The sequence below is a fragment of the Streptomyces sp. NBC_01384 genome, from assembly GCF_045040035.1.
Lineage (GTDB): Bacteria > Actinomycetota > Actinomycetes > Streptomycetales > Streptomycetaceae > Streptomyces.
The window spans coordinates 7,689,207-7,712,485 of record NZ_CP109559.1 but is presented as its reverse complement, the minus strand read 5'-3'; the positions used below and the strand labels follow the sequence as shown (position 1 = coordinate 7,712,485).

Here is a 23,279-nt window from a genome sequence, read left to right as displayed (position 1 = left end):
AGACAAGAAGAAGGGGGTGCGTGGGAAGAACGAACGCGGGCGGGTCAGCCGCCCGGGGCACCCCGGTCGCGGCTCAGCCGAGCTTGCCGACCTTGCGGGCGCTCAGATCGATCACCAGTTCACGGGCGTCGATCCAGGACCCGTTCTTGACCTTCGGGAAGAGCCTCACGCAGCGGTGCTCGCCGCACTTCGCGAGGAAGGCGGGCTGGACGCCCGGGGTGGCCCGGAAAACCATGCTGTTCAGTGTCAGCTGGTCGGGCGAGGTGAGTCCCTTGCCGGTGGCGTCCTTGTAGTCGGCGCGCAGGCCCGCGCCGAGCGGGTCGGCGATCAGCAGTTTCGCGGCCTCGACCATCTCGTCGCGGCTGATGGGTGGCTGGACACCGTGCTGGGTGTCGGTCCGCTCGACCTTCCCGCTGTCGAGGTTGACCGTCTTGGTGACGAGCGTGTCGTCCTTGTAGTCGTAGAACGTGACGTTGGCGCGGCGCGGCGCGTTCGGGTCGTCGAGTTCGCTCTCCTCCGGCTCGGCGAGGTCGACGCCGATGCGTTGCGGGCCGCGCTGCCCCTCGACGTTCTCGCTGGAGCCGAACGACTGCCGGTTCAGCGCGATCTGTTCGACGCGCTTGGTCTCGTCGTCGGTCAGCGGGTCACGGCCGGTGCCCTTGTCGCCCTCGGCCGGGGCCTGCTCGACGACACCGGGTTCGGCGACCGTCTGCCCCTGTCCCTGCCCTTGTCCGGCCTGCTGCGAGGTCCGGCCGCCGTTCTGGAGGCCGCCCGAGCCTTCTTCGGCGCCCGCCGAGCCCGGAAGGGCGATCCCGGCCATCACGGCCGTCCCGGCCACCGCGATGGCCGCGCCCGCCACCACCTTTCCCAGATGGCGGTGCACTATCTTGCGCACATTTCCCCCTACTCCTTCTGTTTCGCCAGGAGTGATTTGAGCCCTATTGGTCGGCATACGACGTATGCCTGGTCAGCGGTTAAGAGGGGTGCAAGTCGTAGGAGGTTCCCTCACTTTCGGGGGAGACTCGGCTCGGAGTTGCCCCCAGGGGCGCGGTACTACTGGAAGAGTCATATCCATGCAGGTCTGGCCTGGAGAGGCATATCCACTCGGTGCCACGTACGACGGCGCCGGTACCAACTTCGCGGTCTTCTCGGAGGCCGCCGACCGCATCGAGCTGTGTCTGCTGCACGACGACGGCTCGGAGACGGCGGTGGAGCTGCGCGAGAGCGACGCGTTCGTACGGCACGCGTATCTGCCGGGGATCATGCCCGGGCAGCGGTACGGGTTCCGGGTGCACGGGCGGTACGCGCCCGAGCGCGGACAGCGCGTCAACTCCGCGAAGCTGCTGCTCGACCCGTACGCGCGTGCGATCAGTGGCTCGGTCAAGTGGGGCGAGGAGGTGTACGGCTATCCGTTCGGGGCGCCCGACAAGCGCAATGACCTGGACTCGGCGCCGCACACCATGACCTCGGTCGTGGTCAACCCGTACTTCGACTGGGGCGACGACCGGCGCCCGCGCACCGAGTACCACCACACGGTGATCTACGAGGCCCATGTGAAGGGCCTCACGATGCGGCATCCGGCGCTGCCCGACGAGCTGCGCGGCACCTACGCGGCGCTCGCGCACCCGGCGATCATCGAACATCTGACGAAACTGGGCGTCACCGCGCTGGAGCTGATGCCCGTACATCAGTTCGTGAACGACCATCGGCTGGTGGAGATGGGCCTCAGCAACTACTGGGGCTACAACACGATCGGCTTCTTCGCCCCGCACAACGCGTACGCCTCCTGGGGCGACCGCGGACAGCAGGTCCTGGAGTTCAAGTCGGCGGTCCGGGCGCTGCACGAGGCCGGCATCGAGGTCATCCTGGACGTGGTCTACAACCACACGGCCGAGGGCAACCACCTGGGCCCGACGCTGTCCTTCAGGGGCCTGGACAACGCCTCGTACTACCGCCTCGCGGACGATCCCCGCTACTACATGGACACCACGGGGACCGGCAACTCGCTCCTGATGCGCTCCCCGCACGTGCTCCAGCTGATCATGGACTCGCTGCGCTACTGGGTCACCGAGATGCACGTCGACGGCTTCCGCTTCGACCTCGCGGCCACGCTGGCCCGCCAGTTCCACGAGGTGGACCGGCTGTCGTCGTTCTTCGACCTGGTGCAGCAGGACCCGGTGGTCTCCCAGGTGAAGCTGATCGCCGAGCCCTGGGACGTCGGCGAGGGCGGCTACCAGGTGGGCAACTTCCCACCGCTGTGGACCGAGTGGAACGGCAAGTACCGCGACACCGTACGGGACCTGTGGCGCGGCGAGCCGCGCACGCTGGCGGAGTTCGCCTCGCGTCTGACGGGCTCCTCGGACCTCTACCAGGACGACGGCCGCCGCCCCTTGGCCTCGATCAACTTCGTGACCTGCCACGACGGGTTCACGCTGAACGACCTCGTCTCGTACAACAACAAGCACAACCACGCCAACGGCGAGGACAACCGCGACGGCGAGAGCTACAACCGGTCCTGGAACTGCGGGGTCGAGGGCGAGACCGACGAGGAGGCCGTACGCGCGCTGCGGGCCCGTCAGAAGCGCAACTTCGTCGCGACGCTGATGCTCTCCCAGGGCGTGCCGATGCTCAGTCACGGCGACGAGTTCGCGCGCACCCAGCACGGCAACAACAACGCCTACTGCCAGGACAGTGAGCTGGCCTGGGTGCCGTGGCCCGAGAACGACAGCGACCGCGGCGGCGAGGACGACGGTGAGGACGACGGCGCGCTGCTGGACTTCACGCGCGCGATGGTGTGGCTGCGCCGCGACCATCCCGTCTTCCGGCGGCGCCGCTTCTTCCACGGCCGTCCCGTCCAGGGCACGCACGACGAGCTGTCGGACATCGCGTGGTTCACCCCGGCGGGCAAGGAGATGACCCAGCACGACTGGGGGTCCGCGCAGGCGCGGGCGCTGTCCGTGTTCCTCAACGGCAAGGCGATCTCCGAGCCGGGCCCGCGCGGGGAGCGCATCGCCGACGACTCGTTCCTGTTGATGTTCAACGCCTCGCCGAAACCGCTGGAGTTCGTGGTGCCGGTCAACCACGGGCGGCAGTGGCAGGTGGTGGTCGACACGGCCCTCCCGGAGGGGGTGCCACCGGGCACGGGCGCGAAGGTCCAGGCCGGGGACCGGCTGACGCTGATCGACCGCAGCATGACGGTGCTGCAGCGGCCCGCCTAGCCGCATTGACGGGGGCACGCGCGCGTGGAGGGGCTTTTCGGCGTACGTCGATGACACGAAAGAAGGCGGGGAGGGTACGGAGGTTCCCATGACACCTGAGCGTCCCGAACGGGAGATCCCGGTCTCGGTGGTTCCCGCCGTGCCGACCGCCACGTACCGGCTGCAGCTGCAGCCGGAGTTCCCCTTCGGGGCCGCCGAGGCGGCCGTGCCGTATCTGGCCTCGCTCGGCGTGTCCCATCTGCACCTGTCCCCGGTCCTGGAGGCGGTCCCGGGCTCGACGCACGGCTACGACGTCGTGGACCACACGCGCGTACGGGCCGAACTGGGCGGCGAGCGGGGGCTGCGCTCCCTGGCCCGCACCGCGCGGGAGCACGGCCTCGGCCTGGTCGTGGACATCGTGCCGAACCACATGGCGATGGTCCCGCGCCACAACCACGCCCTGTGGGAGGTACTGCGCGAGGGCCCTCGGTCCCCGTACGCGCGCTGGTTCGACATCGACTGGGACGCCCAGGACGGCCGGATGCTGCTGCCCGTGCTCGGCGGCCGGCTCGGCTCGGAAATCGACCACCTGAAGGTGGACGGCGACGTACTGCGCTACTACGAGCACGCGTTTCCGCTGCGCGAGGGCACCGGGCACCTGCCGCTGCCGCGGCTCCTCGACGCGCAGTGGTACCGCCCGGCCTGGTGGCGGCTGGCCCGCACCGATCTGAACTACCGCCGCTTCTTCAGCATTTCGGAGCTCATCGGGGTGCGCGTCGAGGACCCCGAGGTGTTCGCGGCCACCCACGCGAAAATCCTGGAGCTGCTGGGCGACGGTGTGATCCAGGGGCTGCGTGTCGACCACCCGGACGGACTGGCGGACCCGGACGCCTATCTGCGCCGCCTCCACGAGGCGGCCGGCGGGCGCTGGACTGTGGTCGAGAAGATCCTCGCGGACGGCGAGCCGCTGCCCGCCGCCTGGCCCGTCGCGGGCACCACCGGCTACGACGCGCTGCGGCACGTCGACGGCCTCTTCACGGACCCGGCGGGCGCGGGGGAACTCCTCGGCCAGTACCGGCGGTTCGCGGCGCCTCAGGCCGATCGGGGCGGCCACTGGGAGGCGACGGTGCGCCGGGCGGCGTACAAGGTGATCACACACGAGCTGGCCACCGAGTTCGACCGCCTCACGCGCGCGGCGAGCCGGCTGTGCACCGCCTCCCCCGACCCGGAGCCGCGCGACCACGCTCCTTGGGCCCTGGGCACCGCGCTGCGGGAACTCCTCGTGCGCGTCGAGGTGTACCGGCCGTATCCCTCCACGGACGCCTCCCTGGTCCTGACCGAGGAGGCCGCCGCCGAGGCCCGGGCGGTCTTCACGGTGCCGGAGGAGTCGCACGCCGTGGACGTCGTACGGGACCTGCTGCTCGGGCGGGCGGGCGAGCGCCCCGAGCATGCGGAGTTCCGGGCCCGGTTCGCGCAGACCTCGTCCGCGCTGAGGGCGAAGTCCGTGGAGGACACGGCGTTCTACCGCTATGTGCCCCTGCTGTCGGCCACCGAGGTGGGCGGGAACCCGGGCGCTCCGGCCGTGTCCCCGGAGGACTTCCACGCCTACTGCGCGCGCGTGCAGCGCGACTGGCCCGCCACCGGCACCGCCCTGTCGACCCACGACACCAAGCGCAGCGCCGACGTCCGCGCGGCCCTGTCGGTGCTCACCCAGTGCCCCGAGCGATGGGCCGACGTGCTGGCCGAGGTCACCCGTGACGGGCCGACGGGCGTACCCGACCCCCAGGTGGCGTGGGCCGCGTGGCAGACGGTGTTCGGGCTGGGCCCGGCCGATGGGGAACGCGTCCAGGGAGCGCTGTTGAAGCATGTCAGGGAGGCCGGGCTGCACACCTCCTGGACCGAGCAGAGCCCGGCGTACGAGGAGGCGGTGGCGGCGTTCGTCGCGGCGGGCCCCTGCGGGGCGCCCGGGCGGCGCGTGGCGGACCTCCGGGCCTCGCTGGCCCCCCATGTCCGGGCGAACGTCCTGGGGGCCGCACTGGTCCAGCTGACGATGCCCGGGGTACCGGACGTCTACCAGGGCACCGAGGGCGAGTACCTGGCGCTGGTGGACCCCGACAACCGGGCGCCGTTCGCGCCCCGGGAGCAGGCCTCGGAGCTGTACTCGGAGCTGCACTCGGAGAAGGTCGCGCTCACTACGGCGGCGCTGCGGCTGCGAGGGCGACGCCCCGGCGCGTTCGGTGACGCGGCGACGTACGCGCCGCTGCCGGCGCGGGGTCCGGGCGCGGCGCACTGTGTGGCGTTCGTCCGCTCCGGAGAGGTGCTCACGGCCGTCACCCGGCTGTCGCTGCGTCTCGCGGACGCGGGCGGCTGGCGCGACACCCGGCTCACGCTCCCCGAGGGGCGGTGGTCGGATGTGCTCGCTCCGGAGCGTGAGTTCACGGGGCACGCGCGCGTGGCGGAGCTGTTCGAGCGGCTGCCGGTGGCGCTGCTGGAGCGCGTCGGCACAGGCGGACCGGCGGGCTCCGCGGCGAGCGGCTGATCAGGCCCTCCGCGACGGGCCGAAAGCCCGGGGCCCGGCGCGGGTCCCACAGTGGATTCTCCGCGCCCTGTCGGGTTGTGCCCACCGGCTCTGCCGCCGGTGAATGCCACCTGGCGCCCTGGGGAGCCGCCCCGTCATCTCCTTGACAGTTCCCTCAGACCGTGGAGTACTGCGACAAGCGACGCAGGGCGGACAAGTCGGGGGTGAGTCTCCTGCCGGAGTTGCGCTACCCCAGTGTGACCGAAATCGTCTCGTCCGCTCGGGCGTTGGCGGCTCACCGTCCCGACCTGTGCGCCCTCAGGCAAATCGGTGTCTCGCGCGCGGGCAGGCCCCTCCACCTGCTGTCCGTCGGTCACGCCGGGCGCGCGGTGCTCGTCGTGGCGGGCGCCCACGCGAACGAACCGACCGGCGGCTCGACCCTGCTGTCCCTGACCGAACGTGTACTGCACGAGCGGGAGCTGCGGGCCGACACCTCCTGGCACTTCCTGCTCTGCGCGGACCCGGACGGCGCCAGTCTCCATGTGACGCCGGCGCCGCGCACCCTGCTCGACTACCACCTCGGGTTCTTCCGCCCGGCCGGCCCCGAGCAGCCCGAGTGGTCGCCCTCCGTCCTGCCGCCCGACCGGCTGCCCCCGGAGACCCGCGCCCTCACCCGGGTCATCGACGAGCTGCGGCCCTTCCTCCAGGTGACGCTGCACGGGACCGATCTCGGCGGCAGCTGGGTGCAGTTGACCAAGGACATACCGGGGCTCGCCGAACCGTTCGCCAAGTCCGCGGCGGAGTTGCACATCCCGGTGGAGACGGCCGCGTCGGACGCCGCGGGCTGGCCCGCCTCCGGACCCGGGGTGCATGTGATGCCGGCGCCCGGCTCGGACGCGGCCTACCCGAGCATGCCCGACGACGCCCGGCACAGCACCTGGTACCACACACACCGCTACGGCGGTCTGACCGCGGTCGTCGAGGTGCCGATGTGGGCCAGCGACCTGGTGGACGACCCGGCGCCGCACCCCGCCCCGACCGCGGCGATGCGACGCCTGGCCCGCCGGTTGCTGCGCGACACGCTCCAGGTGGAGACGGTGCTCACAGAGGTCCTGCCGCGGCTCCCGGGCCCCGACGGACCGCTCCTGCGCGCCGCCAAGTGGGCACTGGACCTGGTACCGGGCCTGGCCGACGACTGGGTGCGGACGCCGCCCCCGGACACCACGATGGCGTACGTCGGCAGCGTCGACGCGTTCGGGCGCCGGCTCCCGTTGCGGGCCGCCGCGATGCTGCTGCGGGTCCTCCAGGAGGCCGACGACCGGGCGGCGCCGCGCCTCGAACGCCTCGTGGCCGCCTGGAGCGACGCCTTCGCCGAACGCTTCCGGGCCCGCTGGGTCCCCCTGGAGCACCAGGTGGAGCACCAGTCCCGCACGGTGGTCGCGGCGGCCCGGCACGCGCGCGACAACGCCGCCTGACGGCTGACTCAGTCCGACAGGGCGAACACCGACCCCGTCTCGGCGCCCAGGACGCAGAAGTTGGAGAAGGTGTGCGTGTACTCCACCTGGCGGCCCGCCCACTGCCCACGCGCGGAGGCGGTGACCGGGGCGTAGATCATGGCGCACAGGACGTCGGGCTTGGGCGGGATCCGGGAGATGTCGCCGTCCGCGGCGGCGAGTTCCGCACAGGCCTCGGCGGCGTGGGGGTGGCCCTGAGGCGGGTCGCAGCGCAGGAGCGTGCCACTGATGCTGCTGGAGTGGGCGTCGCCGCTGGTGACGGTGAGGAAGAGCCAGTTGCCGGGGGTGGGCTCTTGGGGCGCGGACCGGGCCGGGGCCGCGCCCAGGGTGAGCAGGGCGACCGCCGCGAGGAGACCGCCCCGCACCGCTTGAGTGTTTCTCGTCATTCCCGATGCATCGGCAGCGCAGCCCGCGAACCCCACCCCGTCTCACCCGAACGGGAGCGTACGGGCGCGTACCGCCCGGCGAGTTCGAACGCGGCGATCACCACGCGCGCCTGGTATTCGACCTGGCGTCCGACCGGGATCCAGCGGGCCCCGCAGCCCTCGCGGTAGTCGGCACACCATGCGTCGATCAGCCGGTCGAGCTCCGGCAGCGCCTTGCCCGGGTCGCGTCCGGAGCCGGTGACGAGCTGGTGCAGGAGTCCGGCCGTGCGCAGGGCGACCCGTCGGCCGGCCAGGCGCAGGGCCGTCAGTCGGGCGGTGTCGAGCGCCGGCAGAGGGCGCGCCCCGGCGTCGTCCACGTCGGGGTCCCAGGAGTCGGCGAGTCCGGGGCCGACGAGTAAATAGTCGTCGACCGGTGCGAGGAGACAGGCCGCCTCGGCGGAGGTGTCGAGGCCGGAGCGGATCCGGCCGAGGATGTCCGCCAGGAGCCGGGTGTCGTGGCGCAGCGTGTGGCTGATGGAGCGCAGCACCGCGTCGGCGTCGGCGGGCCGGGTGGCGTCCTCCACGGCCGCCACGCCCCACATGGGGGCCTCGACGACCGCGGTCACGGTGCCGTAGCGGTGCGGGTGGAACCAGGTGGATTCGACCGCGGCCTCGGTGATGGCGGCGGCGAGGTCGCCCGGGTGCGGCGGCGGGATGCGGTAGACGGCGGGGCCGAGGGTCGGCCAGTACAGGGTGTCGTACGGCCCGAGTTCGCGCGGGATGCCGAGGCGTGCGGCGGTGTGCGCGACGCGCTGGGCGAGTCCGGGCAGCTCGCGGGTCAGTTCGACGAAGGCGCCGCCGACGTCGACGCCGTGCAGGGAGCACTGGAAGAAGGGCCGCAGTTCGTCCTGGAGGTCGAGGAGGGCGCGGGTCTCGGGCAGGGTGGCGCCGGCCGCGCCCTCGGGCAGCCACTCGGGCTGTTCGAGGAAGCCGGGTCGGAAGAAGTGCCGGAAGTAGTGGCCGAGAGTGTACGGGCCGGACAGCCAGGCCTCGTTGCGGCGGGCGCCGTCGGGGTCGAGGCAGAGCAGCAGGTTCCAGGTGGAGTCGGCGCCGTCGCAGAGCCGGGGGTCGGCGAGCGCCCGTTCGGCCAGGCGCAGGGCGGTGGCACCGCCCACGGGTTCGTTGGCGTGCGGTCCGGCGACGACGAGGGCCTGGCGGGTGCCGTGCCCGACGGACAGCAGCCACAGCGGGGTGCCCGCCCGTGACGTGCCCACGCGGCGCAGTCGGGCGTCGCTCGGCCGACGGGCGACGAGCGCGGCCGCACGGGCTCCCAACTCGTCCACGGTGGGGTAGCTGAGGAGGGGCGGCAGGGCACACCTCCACAAATGTGGTGCCGTCGATTCACCTGATGTGCATGGTGTACGCACAGTCAGTCACGGCTGTGGGGGTACGTCAACACTGCCGAACGTAAGGGGCTCACAAGGATCACGCCGTAGGGTTCACGCCATAAGGATCACGAGGATTCCGGGCCCCTGGGGATCGTCAGGACGAGGCGAGCCGGAAGGTCATCCGCCCGAAGCCGATCTGGTCGCCGTCCTGGACGACCGCGGCGCCGATGACACGTCGTCCGTTGACGGTCGTCCCGTTGGTCGAGCCCAGGTCGCGCAGCACCCACAGGCCGCCCTGACGGCTCAACTCGGCGTGGACGCGGGACACCGTCTCGTGGTTGAGCCGCAGTCCGCTCGCGGGGTCGCGGCCGATCCGCAGCGGGTATCCGTTGCCCGGGTGAGGCAGCAGCAGCTTCGGGAGCCGCTCGGCCTGCCAGGCCCTGCGCAGCCGTACGCCAAAGCCGGAGACCGCTTCTACGGTGCCGAACACCAGTTTCGACCAGCGGCTTTCGGTGAGCAGGTCGGCGGTGAGCACGGCGAGTTCGTCGGAGCGGCGGGCGACGAGCGCCAGTTCCATACGGCGGATGAACGTGTCATGCGAGAGGCGACCGAGGGCGACGCCGTCACGGAGGGCCTTCAACGCCTGGTCGCGCTCCGCGTCGGACAGCCGCGCGGGGTACGTGTGGAACTCGAAAGACGACGTCACGCTGGCGATTGTCGGTCAGTAGGAGCGGGGTGTCCAGAAAAACCGGAAACGGCGGGCGCCGCCGACCGGCTGGTTCCGTGCGTCCATCACGTGGCAAACGCGCGGCAAAAGGGTGGATTCGAAAGCGAATTGATCTCACGTGAAGCACCATGGACGTGCTACGTCACGACGTCTACGTCACGACGTGCCCTGTCACGGAGAACGGACAACGGAGAACGGACAAGGGGGAACCGTCTGTGCGGTTCGAGGTGTGGGCACCGGAGGCCGACCGGGTCGCGCTCCAGTGCGCGGGCACCACGCGCGCGTTGGAGCGCGATCCGGGGCGCGCCGGGTGGTGGACGGGTGACGCGGACGCGCAGGACGGGACACGGTACGGGTTCGCGGTGGACGACGGCCCCGTGCGGCCCGATCCCCGCTCACGGCGGCAACCGGACGGCCCCGACGGACTGAGCGCGGTGGTCGACCAGGCGCGGTACACCTGGCGGACCGAGTGGGCGGGACGCCCGCTGCCGGGCGCGGTGCTGTACGAGCTGCACGTGGGGACGTACACCGACGAGGGGACGCTGGACGCGGCGGCCGAGCGGCTCGGGCACCTCGCGGAACTGGGCGTCACACACGTCGAGTTGATGCCGCTGTGCCCGTTCCCCGGGCGCCATGGATGGGGGTACGAGGGTGTCTCCCTGTGGGCCGTGCACGAGCCCTACGGCGGCCCGGAGGCGCTGAAGCGCTTCGTCGACCGGGCACATGAACTCGGCCTGGGTGTCGTCCTCGACGTCGTGCACAACCACCTGGGCCCGTCGGGCAACTATCTGCCCACGTTCGGGCCGTACTTCACGCAGACCCACCAGACGCCCTGGGGCGCCGCCGTGAACCTGGACGCGCCCGGTTCGGACGAGGTGCGCGCGTATCTCGTCGGCGGCGCGCTGGCGTGGCTTCGGGACTACCGGCTGGACGGGCTGCGCCTGGACGCGGTGCACGCGTTGCGGGACACGCGCGCGGTGCACTTCCTGGAGGAGCTGTCGACGGCCGTGGACGCCCTCGCCGACGACCTGGGCCGGCCGCTGTTCCTGATCGCGGAGTCGGACCTGAACGACCCGCGGCTCGTCACCGCGCGCGCGGAGGGCGGTCTCGGGCTGCACGCGCAGTGGAACGACGACTTCCACCACGCGCTGCACACCGCGCTGACGGGTGAGGCACAGGGCTACTACGCGGATTTCGCGCGGGCCCCGCTCGCGGCGCTCGCGAAGACACTGACGTCCGGCTTCTTCCACGACGGCACGTACTCGAGCTTCCGCGGTCGCCGTCACGGCCGCCCGCTGGACCGTACGCGCGTTTCGGCGCACCGGCTGCTCGGCTACTCCCAGACCCACGACCAGGTCGGCAACCGTGCCCAGGGGGACCGGCTCGCGGCGTCCCTCTCCCCCGGGCTGCTGGCCTGCGCGGCCACGTTGACGCTCACCGGGCCCTTCGCCCCGATGCTGTTCATGGGCGAGGAGTGGGCCGCGGGCACGCCCTGGCAGTTCTTCACCGACCACACCGATCCCGAGCTCGCGGAGGCGGTACGGCGGGGCAGGCGCCGGGAGTTCGGGGCACACGGCTGGGCGGAGGAGGACGTCCCCGATCCACAGGACCCGGCGACCCGGGACCGCTCCTGCCTGGACTGGTCGGAACCCGAAAAGGCACCCCACGCGCGCGTACTGGCCTGGTACCGCGATCTGATCGCCCTGCGCCACAGCAGGCCCGACCTCTCGGACCCCGATCTCGCCGCCGTCAAGGTCGCCTACGACGACCAGGCCCGCTGGCTGGCCCTGCGGCGCGGGGACATCCGGGTGGCCGTGAACCTCGGCAAGGAGGCCGCCGCGATCCCGCTGGGCCTGCGCCACGCGCGCGTGCTGGCCGCGTGGGAGCCGGTTGAGGCGCCGGACGCGGACGGGTTGCTGAGCGTGCCCGGCGAGTCGTGTGCGGTGCTGACGCAGGCGTGAGGGCCCGGTGACTCGGGTGATTCAGTCGTCGCCCGGCAGTTCCGTGACTCGTTCGAGGAGGATCGCCTCCCAGGCGCGGCCCAGCTGGGTCCGCAGCAGCGGAAGTGGGCCGTCGTCACGCCCTTGGAGGCGGTCGTCGAGGCGGATCACGGTGTCGCAGCGGGCCAGCCACAGGCCGCGCAGGCAGGCGCGGGCGCCGTATCCGGCGAGGGTGGCGGCGCGTACGGCGGCGGGGGCGCCGACGGCGATCGCGAGCCCGGCGATGTCTTCGGCGGGGTCCCCGAGGGCCGCGTCGGTCCAGTCGAGAACGCCGCGCACCCGCCCGTCGGCGCTCACCACCAGGTGTTCGCCCTTGAGATCGTGGTGCACGAGGACGGCGGTCGCGGTCTGCGCGGCGAGCTGACCGGCGGCGGGAGCGGTGAGCTGGGCGAGACGCCCGGGGTCGAACTCGTCGGCGGCGGCGAGCTGCTCGGCGGCCGCCTCCGCGGCCGTCCGCAGCTCCTCCAGGGAGCGCGGCGTGACGCGCGGCACTCCGAGCGCCTCGGCCTGCCGTACGGGCACCTCGCGCAGCCCAGTGAGCAGGGCGGCGAGGTCCGCCTCGCCGACCGCGGAGACGTCCTGCACCTCGCCGGAGCGGCCGCGCAGTCGGGTGTCCAGGGTGTAGGTCAGTCCGCCCTCCCAGTCGCCGTGCGTGACGCTCGTCGGCACCGCGACCCCGATGTGCGGGCGGATGAGGTCGCGCAGCCGCAGCTCGCGGCGTTGGCGCACGGCGGCCTCGCGGTCCGGGGCGAGCCGCAGCACATGGCGGGTGCCGACCCACCAGGTGGAGTGCTCGCCGCCCTCTGCGACGGGCCGGACGCCGGGTCCCGCCCCCGCCGCCTCGCCCTCGGCGAGCAGCGAACGGACCAGTCGGCGGACGGTGTCCGCGGTCGGTGTCGGTGCCTGGGTCATGGTCGCGCCGTTGTCGTTGGGGGGTGGGGGCCTTGGGGCCTTGGGGCCTTGGGGAATGCTCCCGGTGGTCGGTCAGTCGACGATCACCAGCTCGCGGGAGGTGGTGTTGAGGCGGCGTCCGCCGTCCTCGGTCACCGTCACGATGTCCTCGATGCGCACCCCGAAGCGGCCGGGCAGATAGATGCCGGGCTCCACGGAGAAGCACATCCCAGGCACAAGGGGCCGCTCCTCGCCCTCGATCATGTACGGCGGTTCGTGGGTGGTGACGCCGATGCCGTGCCCGGTGCGATGGATGAAGTACTCGCCGTACCCGGCCTCGGTGATGACCGCGCGGGCCGCCCGGTCGACGTCCTGGCAGGCGACTCCGGGCCGCACCGCGCGGAAGCCCGCCTCCTGGGCCGCGCGCACGATGTCGTGCACCTTGCGCTCCTCGTCGTCAGGTTCGCCGACGTGGACCGTGCGGGAGGTGTCGGAGCCGTAGCCCTCCTTGAGGCCACCGAAGTCCAGGACGACCATGTCGCCGCGCTGGATGATCCGGTCCTCGGCCTCGTGGTGCGGGTTGGCGCCGTTCGGCCCCGAGGCGACGATGGTGAAGTCGACCTGGGAGTGGCCGAACCGCCGCAGCAGATCAGCGAGGTCGGCGGCCACGTCGGCCTCCCGGCGGCCGGCGAAGGGAACCTTCCGGATCTCCTCGAACGTTGCGTCCGCGGCCGCTCCGGCGGCCGCCAACCGCTCCAGTTCCGCCGCGTCCTTGACGGCCCGCAGCATCGGCAGGGCCTCGGTGAGGGCGACGTGGCGCGTGTCCGGCAGCCGCTTCTGGAGGCCGAGCAGATGCAGGGCCCAGGCGTTGTCGCTGACTCCGAAACGGCCCTTGGGGGCAAGGAGGGACGCGGTCGCCTCGTACGGGTCCTTGCCGTCGGTCCAGTCGCGGAGAGTCACCGCGGGCGCGCCGGTCGCCTTGGCCGCGTCGGGTGCCTCCAGGGTGGGCACGACCAGGACCGGGTCCTGCCCGGCTCTCAGCACCAGCAGAGTGAGCCGCTCGGTCTCCACCGGCCGATATCCCGTCAGCCACACCAGATCGGGCCCTGGCGCCACCAGGACGCCGTCGAGCCCGGCGTCCGCGGCGGCCTCGGCAGCGCGCCGCATACGGGCCTCGTAGTCACCGGCGGTGAAGGGTGCGGGCGTGCCTGTCATCCATGCCTCCGTGTGTCCGGAGTTCCCCAGGGGGCTACGGGCAGCATCCTGCCCTTCCGGTGAGGCGCGCGCGAGCCGGTTACCGCCGCCGCGTGTCAGCTCTCCAGGGCGAGGCGGGCGCCCAGGAGCAGCAGCACGCCTCCGGAGACCTGCTCCAGGCGCCGGCGTACGCCGGTCCGGGACAGGACGGCCTTCATCCGGCCGACGAACCACACGTACAGGCCGTAGTAGCCGACCTCGTAGACCGCCCAGAGCGCGGCGAGACCGACCATGGCGGGCAGATGCGGGGCGCCCTCGGGCACGAACTGCGGCAGGAAGGACATCGCGAAGATGGCCGCCTTCGGGTTGGCGAGGTTGAGCAGTAGCCCGCCCCGGTAGGAGGCCCAGCCGCTCTTCTCCGCGTCCTCCCAGCCGCCGTCCGCGGCTCCCTTGGAGCGGCGCGCCTGCCACAGCGTCTGGACGCCGAAGGCGACGAGCACGGCGGCGCCGACGATCCGCATGACGTCGTACGCCATCTCGGAGGCGGCGAGCAGTGCGGTGAGGCCGAACGCGGCGACGACGCCCCAGATGAAGACGCCGGTCTCGTTGCCGAGCACGGTCAGGAAGCCGGATCGCCTGCTGCGCAGCGACCGCTTGATGATCAGCACGGTGCTCGGGCCGGGCGATGCGGCGATCAGAGTGCAGGCGCCGAGGAAGGCGAGAAGGGTGCTCAGCATGTGGCCATCGTGACGTGCCGCCTCCCGTTCGGCCAGCCCTCTTCCGACCGGGGACATCGCGGACCACGGCACGGAGGCGGAGTACGAGGAGGCGGCCGGCATGTTCGGACTGCCCGACGTCAGGTCACGATTCCCGGGATCGTGGACAGTTGCTGGTGGTTGCCGTTCGCGTGGCGTACACCGAGCGTGACGGTCGTCCCGGGGGCGGCGGCCAAGACCGCCCGCGCGAGGTCGGCGGCCGAGCCGAGCCGCGTCCCGCCGAAGGCGAACAGGGTGTCGCCGCGGACCAGGCCCGCGGTGCAGCCGGGGCCGGGGATGTGCACGCCGACGACGAGCGCGCCCCCGCCGCCCGGGGCGTCGACGGCCTCGATGCCGAGCGTGGGCTTCTCGGGCGCCGGCCGGGGTGCGATCGAAGGAGTCGAACTCTCACCGCCGGAGGCCGACTTGGTGCCACCGTCCGGTGGCGCGCCCGAGGGCTGCCCCGGATGGGACGACCCGCCGGACGGCCCCTGCGCCGCCCCCACCTGCTTCTGCAGGTCCGCCAGTTTGCTCAGGCCGATCACCGTGGCACCCACGGTGCCGAGCCCGACGCCCGACAGGACCAGGACCATGCCGACGACGAAACCGAAGAGCAGGGACAGCAGCTGCTTGCCGCGGCGGCGCGCGGCAAGCGGGCCCCGGGTGCTGTCGGACGGATGGCCGCCGCCCGGGTCCTGACCCGGCATCGGCTTGGGACGCAACGCGGTCTGTTCCATGGATCGCCTCCGGCAGATGCTCTACGGACCGCCTCCGGTGGTTGCTCTACCCTGCGCCCCGGCGCACAACGATTCACGAACGGGTGAGACTGTTAAACACGTTCGAGAAGTTTGTCCGCCATGGTCGCCGCGGCTCCGCGCAGCGACGCGCCGTGCACCAGCTCCGTCCGGTGCACCAGGCGCGGCGCCACGAGGGGCACGGCCACCGCTCCCGGGACGCCGGTGGCCACCGTGCGCGGCAGCAGCGCGAGGCCGTGCCCGGCGGCGGCCAGGGCCGTGAGGGTGCGCACGTCGGTGCCCTCGTAGCGCAGGGCCGGGCGGAAGCCGCCGCCGTTCGCCAGCACGCGACCACCGGAGAGCAGCGTCAGCCGGTGTGGCCTTCTGAGGTCAGCGCGGACCTCGGTGCGGACGTCAGTGCGGAGTCGGCACCGCCTCGGCCTTCGGCAGGCTGAACTCCGCGGCGGCTCCTGCCCCCTTCGGCAGGGTGAACGACGGGACGGCGCCTTCTGGGGTGGGCGCATCGAGCTCCGGCACGGGTTCGGCCTCCGGCCGCGGGCTGAACACCGGCACGGCGGGTGTCCCTGTCGGCAGGCGGAACACGGGCGGGGCCTGCGTCTCCGCCTTGGACCGGGGGCTGAACACCGGCACCGCTCCCGCCGCGGTCGGCGGACTGAACACCGGTGCGGCCTCCGTCCCCGCCTGGGGGCCCGGCCCCGGCACGGCTCCCGCCCCGGGGAACGGCACCGCGGGGGCCCGGTCCGGTACGAAGCCGTGGGCGCGCCGGGCCAGGTCCGCGGCGCCGTAGCGGTGGCAGTCCTGGTGCCACTTCAGGATTCCGGACAGCCAGTTCTGGAGTTGCGCCACATAGCCGTCCATGATCCCGCGCACCTCCTGCGAGAGCTTGAAGTCCTCGTACAGGACGGGCAGTTCATGGGCGGCGACATGCTGGAACTGCTGCATGCGCTGGGTCATCAGGTCGTGGATGATGCCGAGCCCGGTCGGGTAGTCGCAGCCGAAGAAGTTCTGCACGACGAGGATGGCGTTGTGGACCTCGCCCTCGTACTCGATCTCCTTCTGGTACGAGAAGACGTCGTTGATCAGCATGGCGTAGTCGATGGCGGCGTTCTCCAGCGACCGGACGGGGCCGCTGCGGTAGACCTCCGGCGGAACCTTGGGGCCGTGGCCCAGGCGGCACAGGTTCAGGGTGAGGTCGGAGCCGAAGGTGGCGCGGCGCATCTCCAGGTAGTCGATCGGGTCGGGGATGCGGTGCTGGAGCTGGTTCGACAGCTCCCACACCCAGCTCTCCGTCATCTTGTCCACGTCCCCGCGCAGCTTGCGCCGCTCGTCCGGCGTCATCTTCGCCGTCGTGCGCTCCCACAGGTCGAGGAGGCCGTGCTCCATGCCGCCTGCCGGGAGCGGGGTCGGCTCGCCGTCGATGGGCATGCAGGCCGAGAGACGGTCGGTGGTCAGCTTGGCCGCTGCCAGGTCGCGGCGGTGCCCGAAGACCAGCGGGTAGTAGTCGTCGCCGTACGTCCCCCAGGCCAGCCACTGCGAACCGAGGTCGAGGGCCTCCTCGGTCGCGTCCGGGTGGATGCCCGCGGCGCACAGCGGAAGGTCGTACGCCGCGAGCTTGTCCTCGTCCCAGACGCCCTCCTGGAGCATGCCCTTCTCGTGCATCCAGCCGGTGAGGCGGTCGCGGGCGCCGTCCAGGTGGGGGCTGAGGGCGAGTTCGAAGGGCATGGAGAAGTCGGGGAGCAGGGACGGGCCGACCTTCTGGTACGGGACATGGGTGTAGCGGCGCAGCCGCTCCGCCCCGGCCGCGGAGAGCAGGGCGCCGATGTCGACGGCGGAGGTGCCGAACTCGGCGAGGCCGGGGGGCCGGCTGCCCTCCACCGCCCCCTCGTTCATGTAGCGGCTGGAGCGCATGTGCCACTCGTGGCCGCCCGACTGCCAGTCCTGGAGCCCCTGGGTGTACGCGGCGACCGCCGCGACCTGGTCCGGGGTGAGCCCCTTCTCCACGGCGAGCGCGGGCACTTCGGTGAGGGCCGTGTGCTCGAACTGGTGCAGGCGCGAGGTGAGGATGTCGTTGACGGTCTCGGCGGCGTCCTGGGTGGTGCAGCCGAAGAAGGTCTCCAGGACGAGGATGCCGTTGCTGAGCTCGCCCTCCTCCTCGACCTCGCGCTGATAGGAGAACAGGTCGTTGCGCAAATGGACCCCGTCGGAGAACGTCTCCATCAGCACCCGCAGCGGCCGCGTCCCCGCGACGGAGGCGGGCACTTCGGCGGTCGCGTACTCCACGAGCCCCGCGGACCAGGGGGCGCCGCCCACCTTGCGGCGCATCTCGATGTACTCGACGGGGTTCGCGATCCGCCCCTCGTTGATGTTGGAGAGCTCCCACATCGACTCGTTGAGCAGATGCTCCGTGGAGACGGCGAACCGCCGGCGCCACTCCACGGACATCGCCGGCACCGTGCGCGCCCAGAGGTCGGCGAGCCCGGCCTCGACCGGATTCTCCGGCTCCGGTACGGGGGTCGAGAGGTCCAGCGGCATGAAGAGGGGCAGCCGGTCCAGGTAGGCCTTGCCGCCGTCGCGGTCCTGGGTGCGTTTGAAGGTCTCCAGGAAGTGGTCGTCGAAGAAGAACACCCACACGTACCAGTCGGTGATGAGCGAGAGTGCCGGACCGTCGCAGTCGGGGTGTGTGTACGCGCACAGCAGCCCGTAGTCGTGCGCGTCGAGGTCGGACTGTTCCCAGATGCCGGAGCCCTCCAGCATGCCCATTCCGCGGGCCCACTCGACGGTGTGGGCCCGCGCCTCGTCCAGATGCGGGTTGAGCCGTGCGGGGTACGGCATGTAGAAGTGCGGGAGTTCGAACGGCTGCGTCATGGGCGGGCCCTACCCAGGGCCCTCCGGGGGCATCCGCGAGGCGGAACGTGATCACACCATCGCGTGAACTTGCCCCTTCTCACCCCCGCGTCAGCACCTCCTCCGCCACCCACCCCAGCGCATCGGGCAGCGCCTCGGCCCTAGGACCGCACCTGGATCAGCGCATGCGTACCACTCGTGCGCCAGCGCTGCTCCTCGGCCGCGACGAGAGCCGCCTCCGTGCGGGCGTCCAGGCCCACGATCACGTCGGACTTGAGGGTGCGCAGGGCGGCCACCGGGCCCGGGAAGTACGCGGTCGGCTCGGCGAAAGGTGTGGTGGCGGGGTGGAGCCGGTCGCCGACCAGGCGGCGGTAGTTCAGGTCGCCCTTCATGACGGTCACGTCGGCCTCGGCGAACTCGCGGCGGAGGTCGTCGGGCATGTCGGCGTACGACAGCGGGGCGCAGGAGAAGGGGTGAGCCCGGACCGTGAGGCGACCGTCGGTCATGGCCGCCCACAGCCGGTGGCCGGACTCGCCGGCCGCCCCCCGCGCGGCGGTGAGGCTCCGCAGGGCGTCGACCGCGTCGGCGGTCGTGGCGTCGGAGACGTAGTACGGGTACGGCTTGACATGCAGGAGCGCCCGCTCGATGCGGCGGTGGTGGAGGAGGTGGTCGATCAGGAGCAGGTCGGGGATGAGTTCCCGGCCGGAGTTGTCCGCGACCAGACACAGGGTGCCGCCGGCGAACAGCGACCGCAGCGCCTCGGTGTCGTTCGCGACCAGTTGGGAGTCGGCCGCCGTCTGCCCGTTCCCGGTGGCGGCGAGGCGGAAGCCGAGGTCCGCGCGGTTGCCCCACAGCGAACCGTGCAGCAGGGCCTCCTCCCGCTCCTCGACCGGCCGGTCCGCGAGCAGGTCGAGTGCGGCGAGTTCCTCGTCCGCCTCCGGGGTGTCGAGTTCCGCGAGTTTGAAGGGGCGGAAGGGGTCGATGCCCCGCCAGGGCCCAGGGGCGAAGTAGCCCACGGATTCGAGGAGTTGGCGGTAGAAGTAGCTCTCGGACCAGAGGAAGGGCGCGTCGAACCAGGAGCGGCCGGCGTAGTCCCGGACACCCCACTCCTCCCACTGCTCGCGGTCCGCCGCCCGCTCGCCGAGCGGTTCGATGACGCCCTCGGTGGCGTTCTTCAGCAGGGCGTCGAGTGCCCGGTGCCGCTCGGGGCCGTACGGGAAGGCGTCCCGCACCTTCCGGATGAGCGCCGGGTGCCGCTCGGCCAGCACGCTCCAGGGGAACGAGCCCAGCACATTGCTGAGGATCACGGGCGCGTCGACGGGTTCAGACATGCGGCTCACCGTACCGGCCGAGCCGAAAGGGGCGGACGACACACGCGTGTCGTCCGCCCCTCCCCCCGTACGGCCGCCTCAGAAGGTCAGTTTCCAGCTGTTGAGCTTGCCGGTGTCCGAGGCGGCCACGTCCTGGACGCAGACGTGTCAGGGGTTGCCTGTGAGTCGGCCGTGGTCGAACCATAGGCAAAGCCCAGATAAGGCGGATACCGGGGAAACCCTCGATCTGGCCGGTAACCAACCCTCAGGGATGCCGAGTTGGTCTGGAGTGCCCTGTTTCGCCGTTGTCGCGGGGCTGGTTACGACCGAAGGCCACCTGGCGCGCGGATCTGAACGCAGGGCCCCGCGCCCCCGTACTTCACGGTGCGGCCGCGCCTTCGCGCGATGCCGTACGGCCGCACCCACTGCCCCCACCCCGCGAGGAGACCCACCGGATGACCGCACACCGCACCGCCGCCGCGGCCGCTGTCGCCGTGGCGGCCCCGCTGCTCCTCATGACCTGCGCCGTGGGTCCGGCCCAGGCGCACGGCGCACCGACGAATCCGGTCAGCCGGGTGGTGGCCTGCTCGCCCGAGGGCGGCAGCGCCATTCGTACGGCGGCCTGCGCGGCGGCGATCGCGGCGAACGGCGCGCCCTTCACCGCCTGGGACAACCTCCGGGTCGCCGGTGTGGGCGGCAGGGACCGCCAGGTGATCCCGGACGGACGGCTGTGCAGCGGGGGGCTGCCCGCGTACAAGGGGCTCGACCTGGCCCGCGCCGACTGGCCGTCCACCCGGATGACGCCGGGCGCGTCCTTCACCCTCTCCTACAGTTCAACGATTCCGCACACGGGGACCTTCAAGCTGTATCTGACCAAGCCCGGGTACGACCCGACCAAGCCCCTGAAGTGGTCCGACCTGCCGGCGAAACCGTTCGCCACGGCCACCGACCCGGCGCTGGTGAACGGCGCCTACCGGATCAAGGCCACGCTGCCGTCCGACCGGACCGGCCGGCAGATGCTCTACACGATCTGGCAGAACACGAGCACGACGGACACCTACTACTCGTGCTCGGACGTGGTCTTCCCGTCCGGCGGCACATCGGCCGGCGGCAGTGGTGCCGGGGCCGCCGCGCAGACGCCCGCACCGAGCCGGCAGGGCCAGGAGACTCAGGAGACGACCACGAGCCCGGCCGCCCCGTCGCCCACGCCCACGCGGCAGACCGTGTCGTCGCCGACGGGGACGGAGGCGTCCTCGCCCGATCACCTCACTCCGGCCGCCGACAGCTCGTCCGGCGGCAGCAGCACGCTCCCCCTCGTCGCGGGGGCGGGGGGAGCGGCGGCGTTCCTGCTCACGGCGGGCGTCGCGGTCACCTTGCGACGCCGCCGGTGATCGGTCGACCGGTCTGACCGGTCATGAGGTCGTCGTCAGTTGACGGTGACCGCCGCGCCCGACTGGGTGGTGTCGCTGACGGGGGCGTACTTGGCGGTGAAGTAGCCGCTGCTGAAGCAAAGGGACGAGCCCGAGGACTTCGTGAACTGCTGGTTGGTGAAGGCGATGCTGTTGTCGGTGTTGCTCGCCGTGCCGGTCAGGCTGGGCGCCTGGTAGACGCAGCTGATGCTGCCGAGCAGGGTGCGCAGCACGACGGTGGTCTGGATGGTCGAGCCGGCGGCCGGGGTGACGGTGACCGTGCCGTCGGAGGCGACCGTGGTGGTGTACGGGAGGTTGTTGACCGTGACACTGGTGACGCCGAGCACGCCGATGACGTTGCTGGTGCAACTGCCGAAGGTGTGGGCGGTGAGCGACTCGGTGGCCGTGCCAGGGGCCGTCGGGTTGTCGGTGACCGTGGCGTTGAAGGCCGACGCGGCACAGGAGACGCCGCTCGTGCCGGTGCTGCTGGAGTAGAGGGTGGCCGCGCTGCCGCTCGCGAGCGAGGCGGCGAGGGCGTCACCACTTGCGACGGCGACTCCGCCGGCGGTGAGTACCGGGGTGCCGTCCGCGGAGGCGGGGGCAATCGCGGAGACCGAGAGCGCGGCGGCGGTACCGACGAGGGCAAGCAGGGATCGAGTACGCATGGGGGTGCCTCTTTCTCAGACGGGGGTGCGGGTGTGCGGCGCCTGTGCGGCGCGCGCCGTCGCGGCGGACCGCTGCCGGTCCGTGACGCCTTCTCCTTACGTCACGGACCGGCAGCGGAAGCCGGGCGACCGGCCACGGCCCAGGGGGGAAAGCGCCGTGCCGGTGCCGCGGGGGGAGGTGGTCTCAGCGATGGAGCGCACCGCACGTTCAGACATGCCACGGCCGCCCCGCGAGGAGCGGGGGGTCCAGGAGGTGGCGTACGTGCCGCGCATCGGATCCGGCGCCACGGATCCTTGGGAAACAAGGCAGAGTTGTAGACCTGATGAATGGTCAACGTCAAGGCATGGCACGGAAGTTGAAGGTCAAAGGGCTCCAAGTCGAAGGTCGCGGCGGCTGGGCCTCCACAGTTGTCTCACAATCAACATCCCTTTGGCACAAGTCCCTTGACCCGCGAAAGTAACCCCCGGTAACTTCCACGTCGGCTACTGCTGCGTAACGAGAAAGTCCTTGCGATCGCCGGGAGTTGTGAGGAGGCGTGCGCGGCAGCCGCTGTCCGCGCCAGGACAACATGCCACTGAAGCCCCACCTGCATTGACTTATGCCCAGGGAGCACACATGGCCTCGTCCTCGGACGCCACGGCGTCCACCGATCCGACCCCCGAGAACGCCGGGAACCCAGCAAGCGGTTCCGGCAGACGCGGGCGGGTCCGCCTGCGCCGCGCCGCGGTGATGGCGGTGCCTGCCACCGCGGTCGCCGCGGGACTGATGATCCTCACCGCTCAGGGTGCGCTGGGGGTGCAATTCGCCATCTCCGGCATGCCGTTCACGGTCACGGCCACGGATCTCGACGGCACCGGTTTCGAGCAGTTCGGCAACCTCGACAACATGGCCGCGGACAGTCCGAACGCCGGCGACACCGGCGGCCAGGTGCTGGTCATCACCTCGGCGATCAAGAACGCCACGCTCACCAAGCTGTGCCAGAGCGTCGACCTGGGCGGTACGAACCTGGTCATCAGGGCCGGCGCCGGCAAGGACAAGGTGCAGGCGACCGATCTGACCACCGACTCGACCGAGCTGTCGGGCGACGCGTCCTTCGGCAAGATCGAGATCGGCAACGACGCGAGCACGCTCGACAAGGCCGGGGTCCAGGGGAACAAGGGCGTCTTCAGCCAGCAGGCCGACACCGTCCACATCGGGAACCTGCGGCAGACCAACTACGCCACCACGGCCGGGGTGTTCAAGCTTCCCGGTCTCACGCTCAGCTTCAGCGGTACGGGTTGCTGATGTCCGCCGTCCGGAATCTGAGGTCCGGCTTCCGGCAGTGGCGTGCGCGCCGCCCCTTCTGGGGCGGCCTGCTGCTCACCCTGGGCGGGGCGGAGATCCTCCTCACCGAGAAGGCGTCCCTGAAGGTCGTCATGCACATCGGAATGCAGGGCATGGCGGGCTATCTGCTGCCGACGGTCATGATCCTGTGCGGTCTGCTGATCCTCTTCAACCCGACGCAGCGCCTCTTCTACTCCCTGCTCGGCATCCTCCTCTCGCTCGGGACCTGGCTCACCTCCAACCTCGGCGGCTTCTTCATCGGCCTGCTCCTCGGAGCGACCGGCAGCTGCCTGGCCTTCGGCTGGCTGCCCGACCAGGAGCCGCGCAAGAGGCGGCGGCTGCTGCGCGGGCGCCGCCGGCAGCACGTGGCGACCGAGGCCTGAAAGGGACCCGTAGGGCACAGGGACTCGGAAAAGGGTCCCG

Annotated in this window: 18 protein-coding genes and 1 pseudogene; 7 read left to right on the top strand and 12 right to left on the bottom strand. The window is 71.7% G+C overall.

Translation table 11 applies throughout. The features are described 5' to 3' along the window. Nucleotides 1-73: 73 nt before the first annotated feature. A complete protein-coding gene (locus OG747_RS35050; protein WP_405883364.1) occupies nt 74-895 on the bottom strand; it encodes a Tat pathway signal sequence domain protein in 822 nt (273 codons plus the stop codon). Between the two features lie 178 nt (nt 896-1,073). Between OG747_RS35050 and glgX the strand changes: the two genes are divergently transcribed. The 3 genes from glgX (at nt 1,074) to OG747_RS35035 (ending at nt 7,190) form a co-directional block, all read left to right on the top strand. Then, on the top strand, nt 1,074-3,218 hold the full coding sequence (glgX, locus tag OG747_RS35045; protein WP_405883363.1) for a glycogen debranching protein GlgX: 2,145 nt from the start codon (nt 1,074-1,076) through the stop codon (nt 3,216-3,218). 88 nt (nt 3,219-3,306) lie between these two features. Then, the gene (gene treY, locus OG747_RS35040) at nt 3,307-5,736 is read left to right on the top strand and encodes a malto-oligosyltrehalose synthase (protein ID WP_405883362.1); all 2,430 of its coding nucleotides are present in this window, start codon (nt 3,307-3,309) and stop codon (nt 5,734-5,736) included. A gap of 203 nt (nt 5,737-5,939) precedes the next feature. Beyond that, a complete protein-coding gene (locus OG747_RS35035) occupies nt 5,940-7,190 on the top strand; it encodes a M14 family zinc carboxypeptidase (protein WP_405885853.1) in 1,251 nt (416 codons plus the stop codon). A gap of 8 nt (nt 7,191-7,198) precedes the next feature. Here the strand turns inward: OG747_RS35035 and OG747_RS35030 are convergent, their stop codons facing one another. The 3 genes from OG747_RS35030 to OG747_RS35020 form a co-directional block, all read right to left on the bottom strand. Then, entirely contained in the window at nt 7,199-7,615 is a 417-nt protein-coding gene (locus OG747_RS35030; protein ID WP_405883361.1) for an SSI family serine proteinase inhibitor, read from the bottom strand. Further along, nucleotides 7,612-8,979: a M14 family zinc carboxypeptidase gene (locus OG747_RS35025; protein WP_405883360.1), complete on the bottom strand. Its 1,368-nt coding sequence runs from the start codon at nt 8,977-8,979 to the stop codon at nt 7,612-7,614. Before OG747_RS35025 ends, OG747_RS35030 begins: the two co-directional genes overlap by 4 nt. 157 nt (nt 8,980-9,136) lie before the next feature. Further along, nucleotides 9,137-9,688 (bottom strand): FHA domain-containing protein, encoded by a 552-nt coding sequence (locus OG747_RS35020; RefSeq protein ID WP_405883359.1) that lies wholly within the window; start codon nt 9,686-9,688, stop codon nt 9,137-9,139. Between the two features lie 236 nt (nt 9,689-9,924). Here OG747_RS35020 and treZ point away from each other — a divergent pair, with 236 nt between their 5' ends. Beyond that, nucleotides 9,925-11,670, top strand: coding sequence for a malto-oligosyltrehalose trehalohydrolase (treZ, locus tag OG747_RS35015; protein ID WP_405883358.1), 1,746 nt, complete (start codon nt 9,925-9,927; stop codon nt 11,668-11,670). A 21-nt stretch (nt 11,671-11,691) separates the two neighbouring features. Here treZ and OG747_RS35010 read toward each other — a convergent pair whose 3' ends face one another. The 7 genes and pseudogenes from OG747_RS35010 to OG747_RS34980 all read right to left on the bottom strand — a co-directional run bounded on the left by OG747_RS35010 (nt 11,692) and on the right by OG747_RS34980 (nt 19,479). Then, nucleotides 11,692-12,621 carry an aminoglycoside phosphotransferase family protein gene (locus OG747_RS35010; protein WP_405883357.1) on the bottom strand — a complete coding sequence of 310 codons (930 nt, stop codon included), beginning with the start codon at nt 12,619-12,621 and terminating at the stop codon, nt 11,692-11,694. A gap of 72 nt (nt 12,622-12,693) precedes the next feature. Continuing rightward, nucleotides 12,694-13,815 carry an aminopeptidase P family protein gene (locus OG747_RS35005; RefSeq protein ID WP_405883356.1) on the bottom strand — a complete coding sequence of 374 codons (1,122 nt, stop codon included), beginning with the start codon at nt 13,813-13,815 and terminating at the stop codon, nt 12,694-12,696. A 95-nt stretch (nt 13,816-13,910) separates the two neighbouring features. Next, nucleotides 13,911-14,531 carry a LysE family translocator gene (locus OG747_RS35000; RefSeq protein ID WP_405883355.1) on the bottom strand — a complete coding sequence of 207 codons (621 nt, stop codon included), beginning with the start codon at nt 14,529-14,531 and terminating at the stop codon, nt 13,911-13,913. Between the two features lie 119 nt (nt 14,532-14,650). Beyond that, nucleotides 14,651-15,286, bottom strand: a complete 636-nt coding sequence (locus OG747_RS34995) for a PDZ domain-containing protein (RefSeq protein ID WP_405883354.1) — start codon at nt 15,284-15,286, stop codon at nt 14,651-14,653. Between the two features lie 92 nt (nt 15,287-15,378). After that, a pseudogene (locus tag OG747_RS34990) lies at nt 15,379-15,618 on the bottom strand (LysR family transcriptional regulator); the annotation flags it as partial. A 79-nt stretch (nt 15,619-15,697) separates the two neighbouring features. Then, nucleotides 15,698-18,169: a germacradienol/geosmin synthase gene (locus tag OG747_RS34985; RefSeq protein ID WP_405883353.1), complete on the bottom strand. Its 2,472-nt coding sequence runs from the start codon at nt 18,167-18,169 to the stop codon at nt 15,698-15,700. Between the two features lie 140 nt (nt 18,170-18,309). Beyond that, nucleotides 18,310-19,479, bottom strand: a complete 1,170-nt coding sequence (locus OG747_RS34980) for a damage-control phosphatase ARMT1 family protein (protein ID WP_405883352.1) — start codon at nt 19,477-19,479, stop codon at nt 18,310-18,312. Nucleotides 19,480-19,913: 434 nt separating this feature from the next. Here OG747_RS34980 and OG747_RS34975 point away from each other — a divergent pair, with 434 nt between their 5' ends. Then, complete coding sequence (locus OG747_RS34975) at nt 19,914-20,849, top strand: lytic polysaccharide monooxygenase (RefSeq protein ID WP_405883351.1); 936 nt, start codon at nt 19,914-19,916, stop codon at nt 20,847-20,849. 35 nt (nt 20,850-20,884) lie between these two features. Here the strand turns inward: OG747_RS34975 and OG747_RS34970 are convergent, their stop codons facing one another. After that, nucleotides 20,885-21,532, bottom strand: a complete 648-nt coding sequence (locus OG747_RS34970; protein WP_405883350.1) for a Tat pathway signal sequence domain protein — start codon at nt 21,530-21,532, stop codon at nt 20,885-20,887. A 616-nt stretch (nt 21,533-22,148) separates the two neighbouring features. On the opposite strand from OG747_RS34970, the gene OG747_RS34965 reads away from it, so the two are divergent. Continuing rightward, nucleotides 22,149-22,817 carry a DUF6230 family protein gene (locus OG747_RS34965; RefSeq protein ID WP_405883348.1) on the top strand — a complete coding sequence of 223 codons (669 nt, stop codon included), beginning with the start codon at nt 22,149-22,151 and terminating at the stop codon, nt 22,815-22,817. Beyond that, nucleotides 22,817-23,239, top strand: coding sequence for a DUF6114 domain-containing protein (locus tag OG747_RS34960; protein ID WP_405883347.1), 423 nt, complete (start codon nt 22,817-22,819; stop codon nt 23,237-23,239). The genes OG747_RS34965 and OG747_RS34960 overlap by 1 nt, the downstream gene beginning before the upstream one ends. Nucleotides 23,240-23,279 lie beyond the last annotated feature (40 nt).